Origin of the sequence: Streptomyces sp. P1-3 (assembly GCF_050613155.1) — a bacterium.
Lineage (GTDB): Bacteria > Actinomycetota > Actinomycetes > Streptomycetales > Streptomycetaceae > Streptomyces.
The window spans coordinates 2,133,749-2,159,390 of sequence record NZ_CP192512.1; the positions used below are offsets into that span (position 1 = coordinate 2,133,749).

Annotated in this window: 20 protein-coding genes; 4 read left to right on the plus strand and 16 right to left on the minus strand. The window is 72.3% G+C overall.

The window, feature by feature from the left end; genetic code table 11:
* Positions 1-296: 296 nt before the first annotated feature.
* From ACQUSR_RS08780 to ureA, 4 genes are read right to left on the minus strand one after another with little or no spacing between them, the layout of a single operon-like run.
* Complete coding sequence (locus ACQUSR_RS08780) at positions 297-902, minus strand: TetR/AcrR family transcriptional regulator (protein WP_431041988.1); 606 nt, start codon at positions 900-902, stop codon at positions 297-299.
* A gap of 22 nt (positions 903-924) precedes the next feature.
* The gene (locus ACQUSR_RS08785; RefSeq protein ID WP_431041989.1) at positions 925-1,968 is read right to left on the minus strand and encodes an agmatine deiminase family protein; all 1,044 of its coding nucleotides are present in this window, start codon (positions 1,966-1,968) and stop codon (positions 925-927) included.
* 41 nt (positions 1,969-2,009) lie between these two features.
* A complete protein-coding gene (locus ACQUSR_RS08790) occupies positions 2,010-3,701 on the minus strand; it encodes an urease subunit alpha (RefSeq protein ID WP_431041990.1) in 1,692 nt (563 codons plus the stop codon).
* Complete coding sequence (gene ureA, locus ACQUSR_RS08795; protein WP_431041991.1) at positions 3,698-4,396, minus strand: urease subunit gamma; 699 nt, start codon at positions 4,394-4,396, stop codon at positions 3,698-3,700. The genes ACQUSR_RS08790 and ureA overlap by 4 nt, the downstream gene beginning before the upstream one ends.
* Positions 4,397-4,555: 159 nt before the next feature.
* Here ureA and ACQUSR_RS08800 point away from each other — a divergent pair, with 159 nt between their 5' ends.
* Positions 4,556-5,995, plus strand: a complete 1,440-nt coding sequence (locus ACQUSR_RS08800; protein WP_431041992.1) for a cytosine permease — start codon at positions 4,556-4,558, stop codon at positions 5,993-5,995.
* 80 nt (positions 5,996-6,075) lie between these two features.
* On the opposite strand, the gene ACQUSR_RS08805 is transcribed toward ACQUSR_RS08800, so the two are convergent.
* Both ACQUSR_RS08805 and ACQUSR_RS08810 read right to left on the minus strand, forming a co-directional pair.
* Positions 6,076-7,161 carry a branched-chain amino acid aminotransferase gene (locus ACQUSR_RS08805; protein WP_431041993.1) on the minus strand — a complete coding sequence of 362 codons (1,086 nt, stop codon included), beginning with the start codon at positions 7,159-7,161 and terminating at the stop codon, positions 6,076-6,078.
* A gap of 205 nt (positions 7,162-7,366) precedes the next feature.
* Positions 7,367-8,410: a 3-isopropylmalate dehydrogenase gene (locus ACQUSR_RS08810; RefSeq protein WP_431041994.1), complete on the minus strand. Its 1,044-nt coding sequence runs from the start codon at positions 8,408-8,410 to the stop codon at positions 7,367-7,369.
* Between the two features lie 130 nt (positions 8,411-8,540).
* Here ACQUSR_RS08810 and ACQUSR_RS08815 point away from each other — a divergent pair, with 130 nt between their 5' ends.
* Positions 8,541-10,127 (plus strand): purple acid phosphatase family protein, encoded by a 1,587-nt coding sequence (locus ACQUSR_RS08815; protein WP_431041995.1) that lies wholly within the window; start codon positions 8,541-8,543, stop codon positions 10,125-10,127.
* A 9-nt stretch (positions 10,128-10,136) separates the two neighbouring features.
* Here the strand turns inward: ACQUSR_RS08815 and ACQUSR_RS08820 are convergent, their stop codons facing one another.
* From ACQUSR_RS08820 to ACQUSR_RS08830, 3 genes are all read right to left on the minus strand, one after another.
* Positions 10,137-10,271: a hypothetical protein gene (locus tag ACQUSR_RS08820; RefSeq protein WP_431041996.1), complete on the minus strand. Its 135-nt coding sequence runs from the start codon at positions 10,269-10,271 to the stop codon at positions 10,137-10,139.
* 290 nt (positions 10,272-10,561) lie between these two features.
* Positions 10,562-12,193, minus strand: a complete 1,632-nt coding sequence (pruA, locus tag ACQUSR_RS08825) for an L-glutamate gamma-semialdehyde dehydrogenase (RefSeq protein ID WP_431041997.1) — start codon at positions 12,191-12,193, stop codon at positions 10,562-10,564.
* A 133-nt stretch (positions 12,194-12,326) separates the two neighbouring features.
* Positions 12,327-13,253: a proline dehydrogenase family protein gene (locus ACQUSR_RS08830; RefSeq protein ID WP_431041998.1), complete on the minus strand. Its 927-nt coding sequence runs from the start codon at positions 13,251-13,253 to the stop codon at positions 12,327-12,329.
* 224 nt (positions 13,254-13,477) lie between these two features.
* Here ACQUSR_RS08830 and ACQUSR_RS08835 point away from each other — a divergent pair, with 224 nt between their 5' ends.
* Positions 13,478-14,860 (plus strand): PucR family transcriptional regulator, encoded by a 1,383-nt coding sequence (locus tag ACQUSR_RS08835; RefSeq protein ID WP_431041999.1) that lies wholly within the window; start codon positions 13,478-13,480, stop codon positions 14,858-14,860.
* Positions 14,861-15,142: 282 nt separating this feature from the next.
* Here ACQUSR_RS08835 and ACQUSR_RS08840 read toward each other — a convergent pair whose 3' ends face one another.
* Positions 15,143-15,970: a MerR family transcriptional regulator gene (locus ACQUSR_RS08840; protein ID WP_431042000.1), complete on the minus strand. Its 828-nt coding sequence runs from the start codon at positions 15,968-15,970 to the stop codon at positions 15,143-15,145.
* A 198-nt stretch (positions 15,971-16,168) separates the two neighbouring features.
* Here ACQUSR_RS08840 and ACQUSR_RS08845 point away from each other — a divergent pair, with 198 nt between their 5' ends.
* Positions 16,169-17,380 carry a serine hydrolase domain-containing protein gene (locus ACQUSR_RS08845; RefSeq protein WP_431042001.1) on the plus strand — a complete coding sequence of 404 codons (1,212 nt, stop codon included), beginning with the start codon at positions 16,169-16,171 and terminating at the stop codon, positions 17,378-17,380.
* 57 nt (positions 17,381-17,437) lie between these two features.
* Here ACQUSR_RS08845 and ACQUSR_RS08850 read toward each other — a convergent pair whose 3' ends face one another.
* The 6 genes from ACQUSR_RS08850 to ACQUSR_RS08875 all read right to left on the minus strand — a co-directional run bounded on the left by ACQUSR_RS08850 (position 17,438) and on the right by ACQUSR_RS08875 (position 25,595).
* Positions 17,438-18,943: an MFS transporter gene (locus tag ACQUSR_RS08850; RefSeq protein ID WP_431042002.1), complete on the minus strand. Its 1,506-nt coding sequence runs from the start codon at positions 18,941-18,943 to the stop codon at positions 17,438-17,440.
* Positions 18,944-19,034: 91 nt separating this feature from the next.
* The gene (locus ACQUSR_RS08855; RefSeq protein ID WP_431042003.1) at positions 19,035-19,697 is read right to left on the minus strand and encodes a TetR/AcrR family transcriptional regulator; all 663 of its coding nucleotides are present in this window, start codon (positions 19,695-19,697) and stop codon (positions 19,035-19,037) included.
* A 196-nt stretch (positions 19,698-19,893) separates the two neighbouring features.
* Positions 19,894-21,498 carry a phosphoglycerate dehydrogenase gene (gene serA / locus ACQUSR_RS08860; RefSeq protein ID WP_431042004.1) on the minus strand — a complete coding sequence of 535 codons (1,605 nt, stop codon included), beginning with the start codon at positions 21,496-21,498 and terminating at the stop codon, positions 19,894-19,896.
* Between the two features lie 521 nt (positions 21,499-22,019).
* Positions 22,020-23,018, minus strand: a complete 999-nt coding sequence (gene ilvC, locus ACQUSR_RS08865; RefSeq protein WP_431042005.1) for a ketol-acid reductoisomerase — start codon at positions 23,016-23,018, stop codon at positions 22,020-22,022.
* Positions 23,019-23,160: 142 nt separating this feature from the next.
* Positions 23,161-23,685, minus strand: a complete 525-nt coding sequence (gene ilvN / locus ACQUSR_RS08870) for an acetolactate synthase small subunit (protein WP_304464123.1) — start codon at positions 23,683-23,685, stop codon at positions 23,161-23,163.
* 29 nt (positions 23,686-23,714) lie between these two features.
* Entirely contained in the window at positions 23,715-25,595 is a 1,881-nt protein-coding gene (locus tag ACQUSR_RS08875) for an acetolactate synthase large subunit (RefSeq protein WP_431042006.1), read from the minus strand.
* Between the last annotated feature and the right edge of the window lie 47 nt (positions 25,596-25,642).

Genomic DNA, 25,642 nt, shown 5'->3' on the forward strand with positions numbered 1-25,642 from the left:
CATCTGGGATCGATCTCGGTCTACCGGAAGGACCGGTTCCGCGCCCTCCTATGATCCCTCGCGCTCCGCGTCCCCGGCGGGGGTGGGCCGGGAAACGAAAAGACCCCTCGCGGGTGCGAGAGGTCTGCGCGCGGGTCTGGGGACACGGTGTCCGCGCCGTACCGGGTCGTACGGGGCGGTCACTGCGGACCGGCGCGCCTGCTGCCAATAATCATGGCGAACGAGAGCACGGGGGCAGTCTTGCACAGCGCTGCTTCACGCGGTGCGCCGTCTCAGGATGCGAGCCGCCGCGCGGCTCAGGGCAGCAGCGCCTCGTCCAGGAACTCCCGCATGTGCCCCAGCGCCAGTCCCCGGTCCACGCCCGGCAGCCCGACCACCAGGTGGGTACCGAAGCCGTCGAGCATCGCCCGCGTACGGACCGCGAAGCGCTCGGCGTCCACCGCGCGGAACTCGCCGCGCGAGGCGCCCTCCACCAGCAGCGCCACCAGATCGCGGTGCCAGGCCAGCTCAAGTTCCAGCTGGCGGGCGCGGGTGGTGTCGTCGGCGGCCTGCGAGCGGTTCCACACCTCCAGCCACAGCGTCCAGCGCGGGTCGCGCACGGCGTCGGGGAGATAGAGCTCCACGAAGGCGTCGAGGCGCTCGCGGACGGGCACCGGGCGGGACAGTGCCGCCCGCCGCTCCGCGCCGAGCTGGTCCTCACTCCACATCAGGGTCTCCAGCAGCAGGGCGTCCTTGCTGTGGAAGTGGTACAGGAGGTGGCCGCTGCTCATGCCGACCTGGCGGCCGAGGCCCGCCATGGTGAGCGCGGCCAGGCCGTCCGCGGCGATGGTGCGCATGGCGGCGGCCAGCACCTCCTCGCGCGGCGGGCTGGCCCGCCGCTTCGTCCGGCCGGTACCGGCCACCGGTCCCCCTTGTGTCACCTGGTCACACCCGCGGCTGCTGCTGGGTGATGCAGTGTATGCCGCCGCCGCTGGCGAAGATCTCCCGGGCGTCGACGAGTGTCACCGTCCGCGAGGGGAACAGCCGCCGGAAGATCCCGGCCGCGTGCTCGTCCCGCGGGTCGCCGAAGGCGCACAGCACCACACCGCCGTTGCAGAGGTAGTGGTTGACGTACGAGTAGTCCACCGGCTCGCCGTCCACCTCCGTCACGGTCGGGGCGGGCAGCTCCACGACCTCCAGGGCGCGGCCGCGCGCGTCGGTGGAGTGGCGGAGCAGCTTGACGATCTCCTGGCACACCTCGTGGTCGGGGTGGTCCGGGTCGGGCTGGGTGTGCGCCACGACCACGCCGGGCGCGGCGAAGGCGGCGACGATGTCCACGTGCCCGCGGGTGCCGAACCGGTCGTAGTCGCGGGTCAGCCCGCGCGGCAGCCAGATGGCCTTGCTTGTGCCGAGGTGGGCGTGGAGTTCGGCCTCGACCCGCTCATGGCTCCAGCCGGGGTTGCGGCCCGGGTCGAGCTGGACGGTCTCGGTGAGCAGCACCGTGCCCTCGCCGTCCACATGGATGCCGCCGCCCTCGTTGACCAGCTCGGAGGCGTAGCGTCGGGCACCGGCCTCGCGGGAGACGAACCCGCCGATCTCCCGGTCGAGTTCCCACACCGCCCAGTCCTGCGCGCCCCAGCCGTTGAACACCCAGTCGGCCGCGGCGAGCCGGCCGTCGTCGGAGGTGAGGAAGGTCGGGCCGATGTCCCGCATCCAGGCGTCGTTCAGCGGCGCTTCGAAGACGTCGATGCCGGGGCCGAGGTACCTGCGGGCGGGCCGGCCCTGGCCGGGGCCCGCGACGACGGAGACCGGCTCGAAGCGGCGCACCGCGCGCGCGACGGCGGACCAGGCGTGCCGGGCCCGTGCCAGCGCCTCGCCGCCCTCCTCCCCGAAGGTGAAGTTGGGGCCGGGCCACGCCATCCAGGTGCGGTCGTGCGGCGCCCACTCGGCGGGCATGCGGAATCCGTCGGCGGCCGGGGTGCTGGTCATGGGGGTCCTTGGCGGGTTCGGAGGGGAGGCCGGGGCTGGCGTCAGAGGAAGTACAGGCGGGAGAGGGAGACCTGGTCGGCGGGGTCGGAGCGGAGCGGGTCGCCGTCGAGGGTGACCAGGCCGCTGCGGCTCTCCACCCGTACGTCGCCGAGCCGGGAGTTGCGGACGAGGTCGGCCGGGCCGATGCCCCGGGTGCCGCGGACGGCGACCCGGCGCCGCCGGGTGGGCATGGTGTCGTGCTCCCGGTCGACGGCGGCCAGGGCGGTGAAGGCTACCGAGATGTCGGCGGGGGTGGCGCCGTACGCGCCGAACTGCGGGCCGAGCACCAGTGGTTCGCAGGTGTCGGTGGCCGCGTTGGGGTCGCCGGTCACGCCGTACGCCGGGAAGCCGGCCTTGAGCACGAGCTGCGGCTTGGCGCCGAAGAACTCCGGCCGCCACAGCACGATGTCGGCCAGCTTGCCGACGGAGATCGATCCGACCTCGTGCGCGAGGCCGTGGGCGAGCGCCGGGTTGATGGTCAGCTTGGCCACGTAGCGCAGGACGCGCGCGTTGTCGTCGTACGCCCCGTCGTCGGCCATGGGGCCCAGCTCGGCCTTCATCTTCCCGGCCAGGGCGAAGGTGCGGCGCACGGTCTCACCCGCGCGTCCCATGCCCTGGGCGTCGGAGGAGGTGATGCCGATCGCGCCGAGGTCGTGCAGGACGTCCTCGGCGCCCATGGTCCCGGAGCGGATCCGGTCCCGGGCCATGGCCGCGTCGCCCGGCAGGTCGGTCTTCAGGTCGTGGACGGAGACGATCATGCCGTAGTGCTCGGCGACCGCGTCCCGGCCGAACGGCAGGGTGGGGTTGGTGGAGGAGCCGATGACGTTCGGCACGCCCGCCATCTTCAGCACGTTCGGTACGTGTCCGCCGCCGCAGCCCTCGATGTGGAACGCGTGGACGGTGCGGCCTTCGAGGACGGCGAGGGTGTCCTCGACCGCCAGGCACTCGTTGAGGCCGTCGCTGTGCAGGGCGACCTGGACGTCGTGGTCCTCGGCGACGCGCAGCGCGGTGTCCAGGGCGCGGTGGTGCGCGCCCATGTCCTCGTGCACCTTGAAGCCGCAGGCGCCGCCTTCGGCGAGGGCCTCGACCAGCGGGGCCGGGTCGGAGGAGGAGCCGCGGCCCAGGAAGCCGATGTTGACCGGCCAGGCGTCGAAGGCGTTGAAGGCGTGGCGCAGCGCCCAGGGCGAGTTGACGCCCACGCCCCACACCGGGCCGAACTCCTGCCCGATGATCGTCGTCACGCCGGAGGCGAGGGACGCCTCCATCACGCGCGGCGACAGCAGGTGGACATGGGTGTCGACGGCGCCCGCGGTGGCGATCAGGCCTTCGCCGGAGACGATGGCGGTGCCGGTGCCGACGACCACGTCCACGCCGTCGAGGGTGTCGGGGTTGCCCGCGCGGCCGATGGCGTGGATGCGGCCCTCGCGGATCCCGATGGACACCTTGCGGATGCCCAGCAGCGCGTCGATGACCAGGACGTTGCTGATGACGACGTCGCAGGTGTCGCGGACGGCGGCGGCCTTCAGGTGCAGCCCGTCGCGGGCGGTCTTGCCGAAGCCGGCGAGGAACTCGTCACCGGGCTTCTGGGAGTCGGACTCGACGCGGACGACGAGGCCGGAGTCGCCGAGGACGACGCGGTCGCCGGCGCGGGGGCCGTGGACGGCCGCGTAGTCGCGGGGGTCGACGGTGGTCATGGGTTCTCCTCCTGCACGTCGGCGCCCAGATAGCCGCAGGCGGCGGCGCGGCGCAGGGCCTCCTCGCGGGCGCCGGGCGCGTCCAGCGGACCGTCGACCAGCCCGGCGAAGCCGATGGCGATCCGGGCGCCGCCGATGGGGACGAGGCCGACCTCGGCCTCGGCGCCCGGGTCGAAGCGGAACGACGAGCCCGCCGGGATGGCCAGCCGCGTCCCGTACGCCGCCGACCGGTCGAAGTCCAGCCGCGGGTTGGCCTCGAAGAAGTGGAAGTGCGAGGTGACGCTGATCGGCACGGTCGCGGTGTTGGTGACGGCCAGCCGCACGGCGGGCTCGGGCTCGGGGTGCGCCGGTCCGGGTATGACCGCGCCGGGGGCCTGGTCCCTGGGCGAGTCGGACGCGATCGGGTCGGACACCACGGCGAGCCGGGAGCCGTCGTCGAAGACCGCCTCCACATGCACCTCGGTGACCACATCCGCGACGCCCGGAAGGACGTCGCCGGGCCCCAGCACCTTGCGGGCCGCGTCGATCGCCTCGGCCAGCCGCCGGCCGTCGCGGGCGGCCTCGCAGACCGTGTCCGCGATGAGGGCGGTCGCCTCCGGCACGTTGAGCCGCAGGCCCCGCGCCCGGCGCGCCCGCGCCAGCTCCGCGGCGCCGAACAGCAGCAGCCGGTCGCGCTCCGTAGGGGTCAGCCGCACTCCGCACACCTCCTCGATTTAGAGCGTCACTCTAAACAGAGAAACACATCTTGAGAAGGGGTTGACGGGAGCCACAGCATCCTTCACATTGAACGCCACTCTAAGTGCCGCCGTCCCGGCTCGCCCCCTTCACCACCCCCGTCCCCCAGGGAGATCGCCATGGCGACAGCGAGAGAACAACGCGGAGTCGACACCATCCCCGACGAGGAACGCACCAGTTCACCGCGCGACCTCGTCAGCATCCTGCTCGGCTCCAACCTCGCGCTGGGCGTCGTCATCTTCGGCTGGCTGCCGGTCTCCTTCGGGCTCGGCTTCTGGCCCTCGGTTACCTCACTGGTCGCGGGCACGCTCGTCGGCACCCTGCTGACCGCACCGCTCGCGCTGGTCTCCCTGCGCACCGGGACCAACCTGTCCACCTCCAGCGGCGCCCACTTCGGCGTCCGCGGCCGCCTCGTCGGCTCGGTGATCGGCCTGCTGCTCTCGCTCGGCTACACCGCCCTGACGCTGTGGGTCGGCGGCGACGCGATGGTCGGCTGTCTGACCCGGATGTTCGGGATGCCGGACAGCGGCCTCGCCTACGCGGCCGTCTACGCGCTGCTCGCCGGGTGCACGGTCGTGGGCGCCGTGTACGGCTACCGCGTGCTGCTGCGGCTCAGCCGCCTGCTGGCCGTCGGCATGAGCCTGCTGCTGGCCGTCGGACTGATCGCGTACGCGGGCGAGTTCACCACGGCCGCCCCCGCCGGGAGCGCCTACCTCCTCGGCGGCTTCTGGCAGACCTGGCTGCTGGCCGCCGTGTCCGCCGGACTCAGCGGCCCGATCGCCTTCATCACGCTGCTGGGCGACTACACCCGCTACGTCTCGCCCCGCCGGCACACCTCGCGCAAGGTCTTCTGGGGCGCCTCGCTGGGCCTGGTGATCGGCCTGCTGGTGCCGCAGCTCTTCGGTACGTTCACCGCGCTGGCGGTCGGCGCGGCCACGGACTACGCGGGCCCGCTGGTGGCCGGTTCCCCGGCCTGGTACCTGCCGCCGCTGCTGCTCGCCGCCTCGGCCGGCTCGATCGGCAACGCCGGCCTGATGCTCTACAGCATGGGGCTGGACCTCGACGCCATCGTGCCCCGCGCCACCCGCGCCCAGGCCACCTACGCCGTGGCCGCCGTCTCCACGGTGCTCGTGTACGCAGGCCACTTCGCGTGGGACGCCCAGGACGCGATGACGTCGTTCGTCCTGATCCTGACCGCCGTCGGCACGCCGTGGGCGGTCGTCACCGTGATCGGCTACTTCCGCTGCGGCGGCAGGTACGACGCGGAGGCGCTCCAGGTGTACAACCGGCGGGCGCGCGGCGGGGCTTACTGGTACAGGGCGGGCTGGCACGTGCGCGCCACGGCGGCCTGGGCGCTGGGCGCGGCGGTGGGCCTGGCGGCGGTGGCCACCCCGCTCTACAGCGGCCCGCTGCTCGCGCACACCGGCGGTATCGACGTCAGCTTCCTGCTGTCGGCGGCGGTGACGGCGGTCGCGTACGCGGCCCTGACGGCCCGTGACCCGCACCCGGCGGCCCCGGTCCGCGCGAAGTCCTCGGTTTCCCATCCGTCCGGGGTTTGAGGACCGGGGTTCGGGACGGAGCCCCAGGCACGGCTGAGGCCCGCACCATCGGTACGGGCCTCAGCCGTGGTCGACCGCGATCAGCGGATCTCGTGCATCCAGCCGTGCGTGTCCGGCGCCGCGCCCGTCTGGATGTCCAGCAGCGCCTTGCGCAGCTTCATCGTCACCTCGCCCGGCTGCCCGTCCGCGACCGTCCAGTCGCCGCGGGCGGACTTCACCGAGCCGACCGGCGTGATCACCGCGGCCGTACCGCAGGCGAACACCTCCGTCAGCGAGCCGTCGGCGTTGCCGTTCCGCCAGTCCTCCACCGAGATCCGGCCCTCGGAGACCTCGTATCCCAGGTCCGCGGCGATCCGGAGCAGCGAGGCGCGGGTGATGCCCGGCAGCAGCGAACCAGTGAGCTCGGGGGTCACGATGCGGTCCCCGTACACGAAGTACAGGTTCATGCCGCCCATCTCCTCGATCCAGCGGCGCTCGATCGCGTCGAGCCAGACCACCTGGTCGCAGCCGTGGTCGGCGGCCTGCGCCTGGGCGACGAGGGAGGCGGCGTAGTTGCCGCCGGCCTTGGCCGCGCCGGTGCCGCCGGGGCAGGCGCGCACGTACTCCTCGGAGAGCCAGACCGAGACCGGCTTCACACCGCCGGGGAAGTACGCCCCGGCGGGCGAGGCGATCACGATGAACAGGTACTCGTTCGACGGCCGGACGCCGAGCCCGACCTCGGTGGCGAACATGAACGGCCGCAGGTACAGCGACTGCTCACCGTGGCCCGGAACCCACGCCTTGTCCTGGGTGATGAGCGCGTCGCACGCCGCCACGAAGGTCTTCACGGGCAGCTCGGGCATGGCCATCCGGCGGGCGGAGTCCTGGAAGCGCCTGGCGTTCTCCTCGGGGCGGAAGGTCGCGACGCCGCCGTCGGGCTGGCGGTAGGCCTTGAGCCCCTCGAAGATGGTCTGCGCGTAGTGCAGGGTCATGTTGGCCGGGTCGATCGACAGCGGCGCGTACGGAACGAGCTGGGCGTCGTGCCAGCCCAAGCCCTCCGTCCACCGGATCGTGACCATGTGGTCGGTGAAGTGCCGGCCGAAGCCGGGGTTCGCCAGGATCTGCTCCCGCTCCGCGTCGGACAGCGGATGCGGGGAGGGCTTGAGCGCGATCGTGGTCGTCGTCATGTGTTACGTGTCCTTCACCTTCGTCGTCGCGAACCGCGCTCGCCTGGTACGTCCCGTCAAGATACTAGGACGTCCGAGTTTCCCCCCAGCCTGAGTGGCGCGGCTCCACGTTCGATTATCGCCCGCGCGGGAGCGGCATGGGAACGCCACCGCGCGGAATGGGTCGATGGTCGCACCCAACCGCGCGGTAGCCCACCACAGCGACTCAGTTCGTGACGGCGGTGGCGAGCGCGTCGCCGATCTGGTCGGTGGTGCGCGGCGCCGCCGGGTCGCGCTCGGCGAGGTCGGCCGCGACGGCCGCCTCGATCCGGTCCGCCTCGCCCTCGTACCCCAGGTGCCTCAGCAGCAGGGCCACCGACAGGACCGCCGCGGTGGGGTCGGCCTTTCCGGTGCCCGCGATGTCCGGCGCGGAGCCGTGGACCGGCTCGAACATCGACGGGAAGGCGCCGGTGGGGTTGACGTTGCCGCTCGCGGCGAGCCCGATGCCGCCGGTCACGGCGGCGGCCAGGTCGGTGAGGATGTCGCCGAAGAGGTTGTCGGTGACGATCACGTCGAACCGCTCGGGCTGGGTGACGAAGAAGATCGTCGCCGCGTCCACGTGCAGGTAGTCGGTGGCGACGTCGGGGTACTCCTCGCCCACCTTGTCGAAGATCTTCTTCCACATGTGGCCGGCGTAGACCAGGACGTTGTTCTTGTGGACCAGCGTCAGCTTCTTGCGCGGGCGGGCCTGGGCCCGCTCGTAGGCGTCGCGCACCACGCGCTCCACACCGTAGGCGGTGTTGACGCTGACCTCGGTGGCGACCTCGGCCGGGGTGCCGGTGCGCAAGGACCCGCCGTTGCCGGTGTACGGGCCCTCGGTGCCCTCACGGACCACGACGAAGTCGATGTCGGGGCGTCCGGCCAGCGGGGTGGCCGTGTTCGGGAACAGCTTCGAGGGGCGCAGGTTGACGTAGTGGTCGAAGGCGAAGCGCAGTTTGAGCAGCAGCCCGCGCTCCAGGACGCCCGACGGTACGGACGGGTCGCCGATGGCGCCCAGCAGGATGGCGTCGTGCTGCTTGAGCGACTCCAGCTCCGCGTCCGGCAGGGTCTCGCCGGTGGCGTGCCAGCGCTTGGCGCCGAGATCGTACTCCCGGGTCTCCAGCTTCACGTCCTGAGGAAGGACGGCGGAGAGCACCTTCAGGCCCTGGGCCACGACTTCCCGGCCGATACCGTCACCGGGGATCACTGCGAGGCGAATGCTGCGAGACATACCGGGACCCTACTCCGCGTCCCATTGCATGACACTCGACGTCCGCCATTCGGACTCATGGGGCGCCGTACGCGCCGCGTTCACCCGGAATACCGCGCGCTGTCGCCGCGGCCTGGCACCGTCACGATCCATGGACACGCCACGGACCGGCATCCCCGACCACCTCGCCAGCCGTATGTCGATGGCCGAGCAGCACGCGTATCTGCGCGAGCGGTTCTCCCGCAGACGGCTGCTGCGGACCGGTGCGGCGGGGGCGGGCGGCGTGGCGGGCGCGGGACTGCTGAGCGGCGCCGCGTGCGACGCCCCGTCGCCGTCCGCGTCCCCGGCGCCCACCCTGGTGCCCTCGACGGCGGCGACCCGCGTGGACGGCTCGCTGGTGGCGCCGTTCGGCCGCCATCTGGCGTTCGGCGCCGATCCGCGGACGCAGATGCGGATCTCCTGGCAGGTGCCGTTCGCGGTGCGCAGGCCGTACGTACGAGTCGGGCTCAGGCCGTGGGAGCTCAGCCGCAAGATCGAGGCGGAGGTCCGCCCGCTGCACACCCCGCCGCTCAGCGAAAAGCTGCCGAGCGTCGACCAGTTGTATCTGCACGCCGCACTGGACGGGCTGCGGCCGGGCACCACCTACTACTACGGCGCCGGCCACGACGGCTTCGACCCGGCGGACCCGCGCCGCTTCGGCACCCTGGGTACGTTCCGCACCGCGCCGGCGAAGGCGGAGAGGTTCGTCTTCACGGCCTTCGGCGACCAGGGCGTCAGCTACGACGCGCTCGCCAACGACCAGTTGATCCTGGGGCAGAACCCGTCGTTCCACCTGCACGCCGGAGACATCTGCTACGCCGACTCCTCCGGGCACGGCACGGACGCGGACACCTACGACGCCCGCGTGTGGGACCAGTTCCTCGCCCAGACCGAGTCGGTGGCCTCGCGGGTGCCGTGGATGGTGACGACCGGCAACCACGACATGGAGGCGTGGTACTCCCCCGACGGCTACGGCGGCCAACTCGCCCGCTGGTCGCTGCCCGAGTCCGGCCCCGACCCCCGCAAGGCGCCCGGCGTGTACTCCTTCACCTACGGCAACGTGGGCGTCGTCGCGCTGGACGCCAACGACGTCAGCCACGAGATCCCCGCCAACCGCGGCTGCACCGGCGGCCGTCAGACGCGCTGGCTGGACCGGACGCTGGGGCGGCTGCGCGGCGACGACGGCATCGACTTCATCGTCGTCTTCTTCCACCACTGCGCGTTCTCCACCACCTCCGCGCACGCCTCGGACGGCGGGGTACGCGACGCGTGGGTGCCGTTGTTCGACAAGCACCGGGTGGACCTGGTGGTCAACGGCCACAACCACATCTACGAGCGGACCGACGCCATCCGGCACGGCGCGGTGGGCCGGCGGGTGTCCATCGGCGAGACCACCGATCCGACGCGCGACGGCACGGTGTACGTCACCGCGGGCGGCGCCGGGGCCAAGCTCTACTCCTTCCCCGTCCCCGACAGTTACGAGGGGCACGAGAAGGAACTCGGCCAAGTGGACACGTACCACTGGACGAAGGACCGGGAGAAGGCGCCGGAGGCGGTGGAGTGGTCGCGCGTGCGCTACACGGGCTTCTCGTTCCTGGCGGTCGAGGCCGAGCCGGGCGGCCGGCCGGCGCTGCGGGTCACCGCGCTCGCCGAGTCGGGCGAGCGGGTGGACCACTTCACCGTGCGGCGCGGCCGCTGACCGGTGCGGTCAGTGCCCTGTGGCACCACCGTTGTCACGGCGGTCGAGCGCGCGCTGGAGCGCCGCGGCGGCGTTCTTGCGGTCGGCTTCGTCGGTGGCACGGCGGCGAACGGCGCGGATCTTGCGGACAGCGGTCTCGGCCATGGGTCACGTCTCCTCTTGCGGTCGAACCCGAGAAGGTGGACGCCGGAAAGGGCGGGGGCCAGGGTGCGGCAGGGATCACCTGCGCGGGCACCGGGCCGCGCCGCCATCGCTGGATGGAGCGAGACGTTCGGCTTCCACAAAAGTAAGGCAGTCGGGCCGTGCTGTCTGCACAGTTATTCGGACTTCCTACTATCTGAGACGGCATCGCCGCGGGCGCCGACATGACGACCGCCCCCGGGCGGCGCGGTGGCCGGCCCGGGGGCGGTCGTCATCGGTGGAACGCGGGACCGTTAGCCCATGTGGGGGTAGCGGTAGTCGGTCGGCGGAACCAGGGTCTCCTTGATGGAGCGCGTGGAGGTCCAGCGCATCAGGTTCTGCTTGGCGCCCGCCTTGTCGTTGGTGCCGGAGGCGCGGCCACCGCCGAACGGCTGCTGGCCGACGACGGCACCGGTGGGCTTGTCGTTGATGTAGAAGTTGCCCGCGGCGAAGCGCAGCGCCTCGCAGGTGGCCGCGGCGGCGGCGCGGTCCTGGGCGATGACGCAGCCGGTGAGACCGTAGGCGGAGGCGGACTCCATCTGCTGGAGCATCGCGTCGTACTCGGCGTCCTCGTAGACGTACACGCCCAGGATCGGGCCGAAGTACTCGTCCTTGAAGATCTCGTTCTCCGGGTCGGTGGAGACCAGGACCGTCGGGCGGACGAAGTAGCCCTCGCTGTCGTCGTACGTGCCGCCGGCGACGACCTCGATGGTCGGGTCGGCCTTGGCCCGGTCGATGGCGGCCTTGTTCTTGGCGAACGAGCGCTCGTCGATGACCGCGGACATGAAGTTCGACAGGTCGGCGACGTCACCCATGGTGAGCGAGTCGACCTCGGCCGCGAACTCCTCCTTGAAGCCGTTCTCCCAGATGGAGCGCGGCACGTAGGCGCGGGAGGCGGCGGAGCACTTCTGGCCCTGGAACTCGAAGGCGCCGCGGGTCATCGCCGTCTTGAGCACCGCCGGGTCGGCGGACGGGTGGGCGACGATGAAGTCCTTGCCGCCGGTCTCGCCGACCAGCCGCGGGTAGGTCTTGTACTTCTCGATGTTGGTGCCGACGGTCTTCCACAGGTACTGGAAGGTCCTGGTCGAGCCGGTGAAGTGGATGCCCGCGAGGTCGGGGTGGTTCAGCGCCACCTCGGAGACGTCCTTGCCGTCGCCGGTCACCAGGTTGATGACGCCCTTCGGCAGACCGGCCTCCTCCAGCAGCTGCATCAGCAGCACGGCGGCGTGGGTCTGGGTCGGGGACGGCTTCCAGACCACCACGTTGCCCATCAGGGCGGGCGCGGTCGGCAGGTTGCCGGCGATGGCGGTGAAGTTGAAGGGCGTGATCGCGTAGACGAAGCCCTCCAGCGGCCGGTGGTCGCTGCGGTTCCACACGCCCGGGGCGTTGGCCATCGGCTGCTCGGCCATGATCTGGCGGGCGAAGTGGACGTTGAAGCGCCAGAAGTCGACCAGCTCGCAGGGCGTGTCGATCTCGGCCTGCTGGGCGGTCTTGGACTGGCCGAGCATGGTGGAGGCGGCCAGCGTCTCGCGCCACGGGCCGGCCAGCAGGTCCGCGGCCTTGAGGATGATCGCGGCGCGGTCGTCGAAGCTCAGCGCGCGCCAGGCCGGGGCGGCGGCCAGGGCGGCGTCGACGGCGTCCTGCGCGTCCGCCTGCGTGGCGTTGGCGTACGTACCGAGAACGGCGGAGTGGTTGTGCGGCTGCACCACGTCGAAGCGCTCGCCGCCGCCCATCCGCCTCTCGCCGCCAATGGTCATCGGCAGCTCGATCGGGTTGTCGGCCAGCTCCTTGAGCTTGGCTTCGAGCCGCTGCCGCTCGGGGCTACCGGGGGCGTAGGTGTGGACCGGCTCGTTCACCGGCACGGGGACCTGGGTCACAGCGTCCATGGTGGCCGTTGTCTCCTTCGATCGTCGGGTCGTACGGGGCGTACGGAGGTTCTGGGGCGGCGGATCGGCGGCGGGTGGGCCGCGGGTCAGCGGATCAACCGCGGGTCACGCAGATCAGCCGCGGGTCAGCAGATCAGCCGCGGCTGACGAGCGACCGCAGGAAGAACGTGAGGTTGGCGGGGCGCTCGGCGAGCCGCCGCATGAAGTACCCATACCAGTCTGTGCCATACGGGACGTAAACCCTCATACGGTGACCTTCCGCTACGAGCCGCTCCTGCTCGGCCTCGCGGATGCCGTACAGCATCTGGAACTCGTACTCGTCCAGCTTGCGCCCGTAGGAGCGGGCCAGTTCCTGGGTGATGGCGATCAGCCGGGGGTCGTGCGACCCGATCATGGGGTAGCCCTCGCCCGCCATCAGGATCTTCAGGCAGCGCACATACGCCCTGTCCACCTCGCGCTTGTCCTGGAACGCGACGCTCGCGGGCTCCTTGTACGCGCCCTTCACCAGCCGCACCCGGGAGCCTTCCCCGGCCAGCGCGTGGCAGTCGTCCTCGGTGCGGAACAGATAGGACTGGACGACGGCGCCGGTCTGCGGGAAGCGCTTGCGCAGCTCGGCCAGGATCGCCAGCGTGGAGTCGACCGTGGTGTGGTCCTCCATGTCGAGGGTGACGGTGGTGCCGGCTTCCGCGGCGGCCTCCACGACCGGGGTGACATTGGCCAGCGCCAGGTCGTGGCCGCCGGGCAGCGCCTGCCCGAAGGCGGACAGCTTCACCGACATCTCGGCGCGCTCGCCCAGGCCCTCGCCCTTGAGCGCCTCGGTCAGCGCGAGGTACGCGTCGCGGTTGCGCAGCGCCTCGGCCGGGTCGGTGATGTCCTCACCGAGGTGGTCCAGGGTGACCTCCATGCCGCGGCCGGACAGCGCCCGCACGGCCGACATGGACTCGTCCAGCCGCTCGCCGGCCACGAAGCGGTCCACCACCGGGCGGGTGACCGGCGTGGCCGAGACGATACGGCGGATGGCGTCGCTGCGCGATGCGGCGAGCAACACGGGACCCAGCACGGGGCACCTCCGTTGTGGTGTTCTTCGGGTGACCGCGGCGACGGGGCCGCGCGAGCAAATCGAGCCACCGTGAAACCTAAGGATCTCTCCGGGCCCGGGCCATCGACAGCTGTCACGCGTTCGTGGCCGAGATCTCATACAGATGTATGACAATGGCAGTGAGGGTTCTGTTCGTTCGGGCGACACCCCCGGCCCGGGAGTGTCAGGAAGGGGCGGCGCGGCCGATGCGCGGCGACTATCAGCAGCTCGTGGACGAGGTCTCCGCCACGCTCGGCGCGCCCGCGACGCTGGAGGACCGCGACTTCGCGCTGATCGCGTTCGGCGCGCACGACAGCGAGGGCGGCATCGGCGAGCTCGCGCTGGACCCGGTGCGTACCCGGTCGATCCTCCAGCGGCGGTCGACGGCGGCGGTGCGCGCCTGGTTCGAGGGCTTCGGCATCGCGCGGGCCCAGGCTCCGCTGCGCATCCCGCCGGACCCGGCGGCGGGCGTCTTCATGGGCCGGCTCTGCCTGCCCGCGCTGCACCGGGGCATCGTGCGCGGCTATGTGTGGCTGCTGGACGACGGGCATCTGTCGGATCTGGAGCTGGGCGGGCCCGGCGTCCCGCCGGACCCGCGGCTCGCGCAGGCCATGGAGACGGCGGCCCGGATCGGCAAGCTGCTCGCGGCGGAGGCGCGGGCGGACGTGGAGCTCGGCGAACTCCTGCGGGCCCTGCTGGCGGGCCCGCCGGGCGGCCGGGAGGCGGCGCGCGCCGGACTGCGGGAGGCCCTGCGCCAGGTGGCGGACGGTCCGCTGGCGGTGGTGGCGGTGACCCCGTGGAGCCCGGACGACGGCGACGGCGAGACCTCGCCCGCGCCGAACGTGCCGGGGGTGGCGGCGGTGTGCGCGGTGCCGTCCGCCGCGGCGGCCGGTCGCGCCGGGGAGAGCGGCGGCGGACCGCCGGAGGCCACCGGGCGCGACCTGGCCGCGCTGGTGCGGTTGCGGACGGCCGGGGCGCTGGATCCGGCGCGTACGGCGGGTGAGCAGCTGCTGCGGGCCCCGCGAGCGGCGGGCAACGGGACCGCGGCGGCTGCCGCGGCCGGGGCCGGGACGCCGGGGGCCGCGGGGGCGGGGACCGGGCCGGGGGGTGCCGCGATGACCGGGGCCGCCGGAGCCTCTGACCTGCGGACCGGCGCCGCCGAGACGGTGGCCGGACGGCCCGCCGCGGCGGGCGTCAGCGATCCGCGGCGCGGGCTGGAGGAGCTGCCCGCCGCGTGGCGGGAGGCGCGGGCCGCCGCCCGGGCGGCGCGGGCGGAGCCACGGCTGGGCCCGGTGGCGGCGTGGACGGAGGTGGGGCCGTACCGCCTGCTGACCGGGTTGTCGGGCACCGGCCCGGACCCGGCCGTCCGGCCGCTGCTGGAGCGAGCGCACGCCGAACTGGCGCGCACCGCCGAGGTGTTCCTGGACTGCGCCGGGCAGGCGGGGCGCGCAGCGCAGACCCTCGGCATCCACCGGCAGACGCTGTACTACCGGCTGTCGCGGGTGGAGCAGCTGACCGGACTCGACCTCGACGCGGGCGAGGACCGGCTGCTGCTGCACATGGCGCTGAAGGCGGCCCGGCTGGGGTAACCCGGTTCCGCGCCGCGGCCGTTGCGTGTGAGGGGGGCGGGCGTGGCCGGTCGGGTGCGCGCCGGGGCCGTCGCTCCCCCGGCGCTGCCTCCCTTCGGACTCCTCCCCCAGCGCGGCCGCTGGGTGGTACCCCCAGAGGTGCCCCCAGGAGGTGCGCCCAGGTGCGGTCGGCGTCGCACCGAAGGCGCGGGGCGGGCCGGAACCCGATTCGCCTTCCGCGGGAGCACCCGGCGCCCCTCCCGCCGTCGTGCGACTGCGCGAGGGGGCCGGGACGTCGCCGGGTCAGCCCAGCGGGTAGGCCACGTCGCACACCTCGTCGGTGGGTTCCGCGGCGTCCCAGTCCGCGAAGTACACCTCGCGGCAGGGCCCGCCGGCCGTCAGCCCCTGTTCGGCGATCCAGCGCTCGACCCCCTCGTAGGCCGAGTTGATCTGCGGGTAGTCGACCTGCGCCTTGGTCAGCCGGGTGTACGCCTCACGGCGAGCCGGTTCCCGCCGCACCTCGACGGCCGGGTGGGCTGCCGCGTACGCGCGCGCCGCATCCGGGTCGGCCACCGGCACACACGCCTCGGCCGGCCCGTCGCTGTCCTCGCTCACGTCCGCGTAGTAGACGACGAACGGGTCACCGGCGACGCCGCCGCACTCGTCGCGTGCCGCGTTCTCCAGCCGGTGGAGCGTCGCGTCGATCCAAGCGGGCAGCTCGGGGTTGAGCAGATGCCTGCGGACGGCGAGAACGGTCTGCTCCGCCACATCGCGGGTGACGATGTCGTACATGTAGGGCCTCCTGCCTGACAGTCGGTCACGGAGGTGGACGGCCAGGGCCCGGCGGCCCGCGACGCGCTCCTCGACCTCGGCCCAGTACGCGGCGATCTCGTCCGCCGCCTCGGGCCCCGGCAGCTCCAGCACCGTCGCGATCCGTGCGAGCGGCATGTCGAGCCGGCGCAGCAGCGCCAGCAGCCGGGCCCGCTCCACCTGGTCGGCGCGGTACCAGCGGTAGCCGGTGTCCTCGTCGACCCGGTGCGGGGCCAGCAGGCCCAGCCGGTCGTACAGCCGCAACGCCCTGGCGGACAGCCGCGCCTCGCGGCCGAACGCGCCGATGCTGAGATGCTCCACAGGTCTTCCTCCGTCCCGGGCACCGCGCCCGGTGCCCCGCACGATGGGGGTTGACGCTGGGGCAAGGTCAATCGGGGCCGGGCGCCGCCCCGGCAACCTGGCAACGCAGGGCGCCCGCCCACCCTTACTGTGCCCCTCAGGGGCTGGTCGGGGAGATCCCCCATGGCCGCGGGCGTGCGCGGCCGCCAGGGTGGGGGCATGACGACGACACACCACTCCCCCGCATCGCGGCGCGCCCTGCTGGGGGCGGCCGCGGCCGGTACCGCCCTGGCCGCCGTCGGCCTTCCGGCCGGGCGCGCGACCGCGGCCGGCGCCTCCACCCCTGCGTCCGCCCCCGGCTCCCCCGCCGCCCTGCCGCCGCTGAACCCTGCGGCGCTGCGGGCCGCGATCGGCGATCTGGAGCATCCGCCGGCCACCGCCGCCCAGTTACAGGTCAGTGGCTCCGCGGGCCGCTGGTACGGCACGTCAGGGGTGGCCGACCTGAGGTCCGGACGTCCCGTCAGGGCCGGCGACAAGGTCCGGATCGGCAGCATCACCAAGATGTTCGTCGCCACGGTCGCGCTGCAACTGGTCGCCGAACGCCGCGTCTGCCTCGACACACCCGTCCGGCGCTGTCTGCCCGGTCTGCTCCCCGCCGGATACGGCACCATCACCCTGGCCCATCTGCTCAGCCACAGCAGCGGGCTGCCGAACGAGCGCGGCGTGCCGGCACGCGACACTCCGGAGAAGGTCTTCGCGCACCGCTTCGACCAGTGGACGCCCGAACAGCTCGTGGCCCTGGTGACCGACGGCGGCAGGGAGCTGAAGTTCGCTCCCGGTACGAAGCAGGAGTACCGCGGCATCAACTACGTCCTGGCCGCGCTGGTCATCCAGGAGCTGACCGGCCGCCCGTACGGCGAGGAGATCGCCCACCGGATCCTGCGCCCGCTGGGCCTGTGCGACACCTCGGTGCCCGGCGACGAGCGCCGTATCCACGGCCCGCGTGTGCACGGCTATCTGCGGATGTCCGACGGCGGGCTGCGGGACATCACCGAGATCAACCCCTCGGGTTCCTGGGGCGAGGGCGAGATGATCTCCACCACCGACGACCTGACGCGGTTCACGCACGCGCTGTTCTCCGGCGCGCTGCTGCCGCCGCACGTGCTGCGGGTGATGTTCACGATGCCGCCCGACGACGTGCGCATGGTCGACGGCGGCCCGGCGCGGTACAGCACCGGGCTGCAGACGGTGACCGTCAACGGGATCACTTTCTGGGGCAAGACCGGTGAGCAGTACGGCTACGCGTCGTTCGCCTTCGCCACCCGGGACCAGCGGCGGTGCATGGTGATGTCGTTCAACCCGACCCAGCGGGACCGCAGCCAGGAACAGATGAGTCTGCGGGTCGCGAACGCGGCCACCGGAGGGGCCTGAGCGGGCAGGCTCCTCCGGCGCGGGGCGGCGACGCGGGTGCGGGTGCGGCGCGGGCGGTCAGCCCATGTGGACGGCCAGCGGCTCGGCGTCGGTGGCGCCGGAACCCCCCTTCGGGCGCGGGGTGTTCATCAGCACCGCCACCGCCGCCGCGGCCACGACGAGGATCGCCGAGGCGTACCCGAACGCGTGGGTGAAACCCTCGACCAGACCCGCCTTCCGCAGCTCCGGGGTCATCGGCTGCCGCTGGGCGAGCTTGTCGGTCACGTAGTCGGTGGTGGCGCTGGTCGCGAGGGTGTTCAGCAGCGCGGTGCCGATCGAACCGCCGATCTGCTGGGCGGTGTTGACGCTCGCGGAGGCGATGCCGGCGTCCTCGGGCTGTACGCCGTGGGTCGCGTAGTTCATCGAGGGAGCCATCACCAGGCCCATGCCGAAGCCGACCAGCAGCTCGGCGGGCAGTACCCCCGCGGCGTACGAGCTGTCGGGCTCCAGAGGTATCAGCAGCGCCACACCGGCGGCGGCGAGCAGCAGTCCGGGGGCGATCAGCACCCGCGGCGGCACCCTGGGGATGAGCCGGGCGGCGACACCGCCCGCACCGGCCAGTACGGCGGCGGTCATGGGCAGGAAGGCGGCGCCGGTGAGCATCGCCGAGTAGCCCTTGACCAGCTGCATGTAGTACGTGAGGAAGAGGAACAGCGCGAACATCCCGACCACCGACAGCCCGACGGCGAGGTAGGCGGCGCCACGGGTGCGGTCCAGCACCACCCGCAGCGGCAGCAGCGGCTGGGCCACCCGGCGCTCCACGAGGACGAAGGCGGCGAGCAGGGCCGCGCCCAGGACGAGCAGACCGATGACGGCGGCGGAGTCCCAGCCCTCCGATTCGGCCTCACTGCACCCGTACACCACGGCCACCAGGCCGGAGACGGCCAGCAGGACGCCGGGGACGTCCAGGCGGGTCCCGCCGCCGGCGGGCGAGTCGGCGGGGAGCACATACCGGCCGAAGGCCGCGATGACGGCGATCGGAACGTTCACGTACAGGCACCAGCGCCAGTCGAGGTACTCGGTCAGCAGGCCGCCCAGCACCAGGCCGATCGCGCTGCCGCCGGCCGCGATGGCGCCGAAGATGCCGAACGCCTTGGCGCGTTCGCGCGGTTCGGTGAAGCTCACCGCGAGCAGCGACAGCGCCGAGGGGGCGAGCAGCGCGGCGAACGCGCCCTGGAGCGCGCGGGCGGCGAGCAGCACCCCGAACCCGGGGGCGGCGCCGCCGAGCGCCGAGGCCGCGGCGAAGCCGAGCAGTCCGACGAGGAAGGCGCGGCGGCGTCCGGTGTAGTCGGCTATCCGGCCGCCGAGCAGCAGCAGACTGCCGAAGGCCAGGGTGTACGCGGTGATGACCCACTGCCGGTCGCCGTCGGAGACGCCCAGGTCCCGCTGCGCGGAGGGCAGGGCGATGTTCACGATGGTGATGTCGAGGACGATCATCAGCTGGGCGAGGCCGATGAAGATCAGGGCCGACCAGCGGCGTTTGGCGGCCGCGGCGGCGGAGGTGGTGCCGGTGTCCGTGCTCATGACGCTGCCTTTCGTCAGGCGGAACATGTCGTCAGGCGTGGGAGGCCGTGGGGTGTGGGGAGGCCGTGGGGATGTCGCGGGGCGTGGCGGGTTACGCCGGGGAGGCCGGGTCGACCGAGGAGCCACCGGCGATGCGGGACCGGAGCCGCTTGAAGGCGTCGGCGTCGATCGCGGGCCCGGGCGGGCCGCCCTCGGGCCGGGGGGCGCCGGGCGCGCGCAGACCGTCGAGGTAGAGATCCAGCTGGCGGTGCGCGAGGGCGTCGTCGTACGGGACGACGCCACCGGGCAGTGGCCGGCTCAGCCGGACGATCATCAGGGCGAAGTCGCCGAAGGCCGCGTCGTCGCGGATCAGGCCCGCCCGCTGGGCGCGGGTGAGCATCTCCTGGACCGCGTCGACCGCGTCCGTGTGGACCCCGCCCAGCACCTCGTCCAGGTCGAACCGGCCGGACAGGACGGGCATCACGGCACCGACCTTGAGATCGAGCGCGGCGTGGGCGTACCGGCGCAGGCCCTCGGCGGGGTCGGCCTCCTCTGACAGCGCCGACCACGCGGCACGGCCGAGCGCGGTGAGCACATCGGCGGCGACCGCCTCGATCAGGGCGGCGCGCTCGGGGAACCGCCGGTAGAGCGTGGCGATGCCGACGCCCGCGCGTTGCGCGATCTCCTCCAGTGGGGCGTCCGGGCCCAGGTCCACGAAGACCTCACGGGCGGCTCGCAGCAGCTTCTCGCGGTTTCGCTGGGCGTCGGCGCGCATGGCGGACCTCCGGTGGCCGGTAGGAAACAACCCATCAGGTGGATGAATTTTCTCCACTTAGCGCCCAGCGTAACGACGGCGCGCGCACTATTCAACACGTGATGAAAAAAATGTGAGGGCAAGCGGGGAACGCGACGGGGCCCGGCCCTCGCGCGGTGCGAGTGCCGGGCCCCGTGGGGTGCGTTGTGCCGGCCGGTCAGTCGACCAGGTTGACCGAGCGTGCGCTCGTGGCGCCGATCTCCTCGGCGATCTCGCCGAGGACGGCCGCCGGGATGGTGTCGTCCACGGTCAGCGCCACCATCGCGGCACCGCCCGCCGTCGCCCGCGAGACCTGCATACCGGCGATGTTGATGCCCGCCTCGCCCAGGATGCGGCCGAGGGTGCCGACCACGCCGGGGCGGTCGGTGTAGTGGAAGAACGCCATGTGGTCCGCGAGCGCGAGGTCCACGTCGTGGTCGCCGACCGCGACGATCTTCTGCACGTGCTTCGGCCCGGCCAGCGTGCCGGAGATCGCGATCTCGCCGCCGCCCGCCAGGGTGCCGCGCACGGTCACCACGTTGCGGTGCTCGGACGACTCGGAGCTGGTGGTGAGCCGGACCTCCACGCCGCGCTCCTGCGCGAACAGCGGCGCGTTGACGTAGGACACGGTCTCGTCGACGACGTCCTCGAACACACCCTTGAGCGCGGAGAGTTCGAGCACCTTGACGTCGTGCTGGGTGATCTCGCCGTACACCTCGACATCGAGCCGGACCGCGACCTCGCCGGCCAGCGCGGTGAAGATCCGGCCGAGCTTCTCCGCCAGCGGCAGCCCCGGCTTGACGTCCTCGGCGATGACCCCGCCCTGGACGTTGACCGCGTCCGGGACCAGCTCGCCGGCCAGCGCCAGCCGGACGGACCGGGCGACGGCGATACCCGCCTTCTCCTGGGCCTCGCCGGTGGAGGCGCCCAGGTGCGGGGTGACGACCACGTTGTCGAACTCGAACAGCGGGGACTCGGTGCACGGTTCCTTGGAGAACACGTCCAGACCCGCGGCCGCGACCCGGCCCTCCTTCAGGGCACTGGCCAGCGCCTCCTCGTCCACGATCCCGCCACGGGCGGCGTTGACGATCCGCACCTCGGGCTTGACCTTGTGCAGCGCCTCGTCGCCGATCAGGCCGAGCGTCTCGGGCGTCCTGGGCAGGTGCACCGTGATGAAGTCGGCCGTCTCCAGGAGCTCGTCCAGGGAGAGCAGCTTGACCCCCATCTGCGCGGCTCGCGCCGGCTGCACGTACGGGTCGTACGCGACGATCTTCATTCCGAAGGCGGACATCCGCTGGGCGACCAGCACGCCGATCCGGCCGAGGCCCACGACGCCGAGCGTCTTCTCGCTCAGCTCCACACCGGTGTACTTGCTGCGCTTCCACTCGCCGTTCTTGAGCGCGGCATTGGCCTGCGGGATGTTGCGCGCGGTGGCGACCAGCAGGCCGCAGGCCAGCTCGGCGGCGGTGACGATGTTGGAGGTCGGCGCGTTGACGACCATCACGCCGGCCTTGGTTGCGGCCGCGACGTCGACGTTGTCCAGACCGACGCCCGCGCGGGCGATGACCTTCAGCCGCTTCGCGGCGGAGATGGCCTCGGCGTCGACCTTGGTCGCGCTGCGCACCAGGATGGCGTCGACGTCGGCGACGGCGGGGATCAGCTCGGCGCGGTCCGCGCCGTTGCAGTGCCTGATCTCGAAGTCCGGCCCCAGGGCGTCGACCGTGGCGGGCGACAGCTCCTCGGCGATCAGTACAACGGGTTTGCTGGACGAAGCAGTGCTCACGGGGTCCTCAGTCCTCACTAGTCCTTCGCGGACGACCGTCCCGACGGCCGAAGGCGGTGAAGGGGGCAGCCGCGCGGAAGACGCACGACGCTGTGAGCCTGAACGCGCTTGTGGAGTGCAGTGTAGTGGCGGACGGGCGGGAGTCTTGCGCCGTGGCGGAAGTATCACCCGGTCGTGGCCTTCCCCACCCACCCGCCCTGACACCGGGAACAGCGCACCCCGCACCCAGGCGGAGCCGTTCCCCGGGCCCCCGACCGGGGCGGCGGGGGCTCCAGGGCGGCGCCCTCAAGCCCCCGCCGCCCCGCAGCGGCTCCGCCGCGCGGCACACGCCCGCGGCCTAGCCCCGCGCGCGGGACTCCGCCCTGCCCGCCAAGCGGGCAGGCGGGGGGCGCCGCGCGGTCCGGGTGCACCGGTTTCGCGGCCCGCGCCGGGCGGGCGAGCCGGTCCCACAGCCGTGCCGGGGGCGAGCGGAGGGGCCGCGGCCGGGCGTACCCGGAACCACGGCCCCTCGCCGGGAGGCGTTACGCCTCCTCGTCGACCCAGCTCATCAGCTTGCGCAGCTCCTTGCCGGTGGTCTCCAGCAGGTGGCCGCCGTCCGCCTTCTTGTACTCGTTGTACTTCGGCAGACCCGAGTGGTACTCGTCCATCCACTTCTTGGCGAAGGTGCCGTCCTGGATCTCGCCGAGCACCTTCTTCATCTCCGCCTTGGTGGCGTCCGTGATGATCCGCGGGCCGGTGACGTAGTCGCCCCACTCGGCGGTCTCGGAGATCGACCAGCGCATCTTCTCCAGGCCGCCCTCGTACATGAGGTCGACGATCAGCTTCAGCTCGTGGAGGCACTCGAAGTACGCGATCTCCGGCTGGTAGCCGGCCTCGGTCAGCGTCTCGAAGCCCGCCTTGACCAGCGCCGCCGTGCCACCGCACAGGACGGCCTGCTCGCCGAACAGGTCGGTCTCGGTCTCCTCGGTGAAGGTGGTCTTGATGACGCCCGCGCGGGTGCCGCCGATCGCCTTGGCGTAGGACAGGGCCAGCGGGAACGCGCTGCCGGAGGCGTCCTGCTCGACGGCCGCGATGCACGGCACGCCGCGGCCCTCCTCGTACTGGCGGCGGACCAGGTGGCCCGGGCCCTTGGGGGCGACCATGCAGACGTCGACGCCGGCCGGCGGCTTGATGAAGCCGAAGCGGATGTTGAAGCCGTGGCCGAAGAACAGCGCGTCGCCGTCCTTGAGGTTGTCCTTCACGGACTCCTCGTAGACCTTGGCCTGGATCGGGTCCGGGACCAGGATCATGATGACGTCGGCCTCGGCGGCCGCCTCGGCCGGGGTGACCACGCGCAGGCCCTGCTCCTCGGCCTTGGCCTTGGACTTGGAGCCCTCGTGCAGGCCGACCCGCACGTCGACCCCCGAGTCGCGCAGCGACAGCGCGTGGGCGTGGCCCTGGCTGCCGTATCCGAGAACCGCGACCTTGCGGCCCTGGATGATGGACAGGTCGGCGTCGGCGTCGTAGAACAGCTCGGCCACTTCGGGTATCTCCTAAAGTTTCGGGTTGTGCGTCCCACCGTATGACGGGCGGGTGGGGAAACGGGGCGGGGTCTCGCTATCCGGTCCGAGGTGCGGACCGTTTCGACCTACGGTCCGGATGTGGACCGTTTCGGCCGCGGGCCTACGCGGACCGGTCGAGCGCGCGCAGGCTCCGGTCGGTGATGGAGCGCGCGCCACGCCCTATGGCGATGGTGCCGGACTGCACCAACTCCTTGATGCCGTACGGTTCCAGCATCTTCAGCATGGCTTCGAGTTTGTCGGCGCCGCCGGTGGCCTCGATGGTCACGGCCTCCGGCGAGACGTCCACGGTCTTGGCGCGGAACAGCTGGACGATCTCGACGATCTGGGAGCGCGTCTCGTTGTCGGCGCGCACCTTCACCAGAACGAGTTCGCGCTGGATCGCGGAGCTGTCCTCCAGCTCGACGATCTTCAGCACGTTGACGAGCTTGTTGAGCTGCTTGGTCACCTGTTCCAGCGGCAGTTCCTCGACGTTCACCACGATGGTGATCCGGGAGATGTCGGGGTGCTCGGTGACGCCGACGGCGAGGGAGTCGATGTTGAAGCCCCGGCGGGAGAAGAGGGCGGCGATCCGGGCGAGGATGCCGGGAGTGTTCTCCACCAGGACGGAGAGCGTGTGCTTTGACATGGGCTCGTGTCTTCCTCGGTCGTCTTCGCTCAGTCGTCTTCGCTGTAGTCGCCGAAGTCCGGGCGGACGCCGCGCGCCGCCTGGATCTCGTCGTTGGAGGTGCCCGCGGCCACCATCGGCCAGACCATCGCGTCCTCGTGGACGATGAAGTCGATGACCACGGGGCGGTCGTTGATCGCGTTGGCCTCGGTGATGACCTTGTCCAGCTCGGCCGGGCTCTCGCAGCGCAGTGCGACGCAGCCCATGGCCTCGGACAGCTTCACGAAGTCCGGGACGCGGGTGCCGGCGCTGGGCTGTGTGCCGTCTGCCTCGGGTCCCGAGTGCAGCACCGTGTTGGAGTAGCGCTGGTTGTAGAAGAGCGTCTGCCACTGGCGGACCATGCCCAGCGCGCCGTTGTTGATGATCGCGACCTTGATCGGGATGTTGTTGAGCGCGCAGGTGACCAGCTCCTGATTGGTCATCTGGAAGCAGCCGTCGCCGTCGATCGCCCAGACCGTGCGGTCCGGCTGCCCGGCCTTGGCGCCCATCGCGGCCGGGACCGCGTAGCCCATCGTCCCGGCGCCGCCGGAGTTCAGCCAGGTGGCGGGCTTGTCGTAGTCGATGAAGTGGGCGGCCCACATCTGGTGCTGGCCGACGCCCGCCGCGTAGATGGTGTCCTCGGGGGCGAGCTGGCCGATCCGCTGGATGACCTGCTGGGGCGAGAGGCTGCCGTCCTCGGGCAGGTCGTAGCCCAGCGGGTACGTCTCGCGCCAGCGGTTCAGGTCCTGCCACCACTCGGCGTACCGATCCCGCGCCGGCGCCCCCGCCTGCCCGGAGGAGTCCAGCTCGGCCTGGACGGCGACGACCAGGTCCGCGATGACCTCGCGGGCGTCGCCGACGATCGGCACGTCGGCGACGCGGTTCTTGCCGATCTCCGCCGGGTCGATGTCGGCGTGCACCACCTTGGCGTGGGGGGCGAAGGAGTCGAGCTTGCCGGTGACGCGGTCGTCGAACCGGGCGCCGAGCGCCACCAGCAGATCGGCCTTCTGCAGGGCGGTGACGGCGGCGACCGTGCCGTGCATGCCCGGCATGCCCAGGTGCTGCGGATGGGTGTCGGGGAAGGAGCCGAGCGCCATCAGCGTGGTGGTGACGGGCGCCCCGGTCAGCTCCGCCAGCACCTTCAGCTCCGCCGTGGCACCGGCCTTCATCACGCCGCCGCCGACGTACAGCACCGGGCGCTTGGCCTGGGTGATCAGCCGGGCGGCCTCACGGATCTGCTTGGCGTGCGGCTTGGTCACCGGGCGGTAGCCGGGCAGATCGGTCTGCGGGGGCCAGACGAAGGTGGTGCGGGCCTGGAGGGCGTCCTTGGCGATGTCGACGAGCACCGGGCCGGGGCGGCCGGTGGCGGCGATGTGGAACGCCTCGGCGATGGTGCGCGGGATGTCCTCGGCCTTGGTGACCAGGAAGTTGTGCTTGGTGATCGGCATGGTGATGCCGCAGATGTCCGCCTCCTGGAAGGCGTCCGTGCCAATCGCCTTGGAGGAGACCTGGCCGGTGATGGCGACGATCGGGACGGAGTCCATGTGGGCGTCGGCGATCGGGGTGACCAGGTTGGTGGCTCCCGGACCCGAGGTCGCCATGCAGACCCCGACCTTGCCGGTCGCCTGGGCGTACCCGGTGGCGGCGTGGCCCGCGCCCTGCTCGTGGCGGACCAGGACGTGCCGGACCTTCGAGGAGTCCATCATCGGGTCGTACGCGGGCAGGATGGCGCCGCCGGGGATCCCGAACACGGTGTCGGCCCCGACCTCCTCCAGCGAGCGGATGAGGGACTGCGCACCCGTGACGTCGTGCTCGACGGTGGCGGGCTGTTGCTGCCCGCCGCTACGGGTCCGCGGCTGCGGATGGTGGGACCCGGAGGCCTGCTCGGTCATCGCGTTCTCTTCTCGAGGATGAGGGTGTGTGCGGGGGCCGGTGGAGC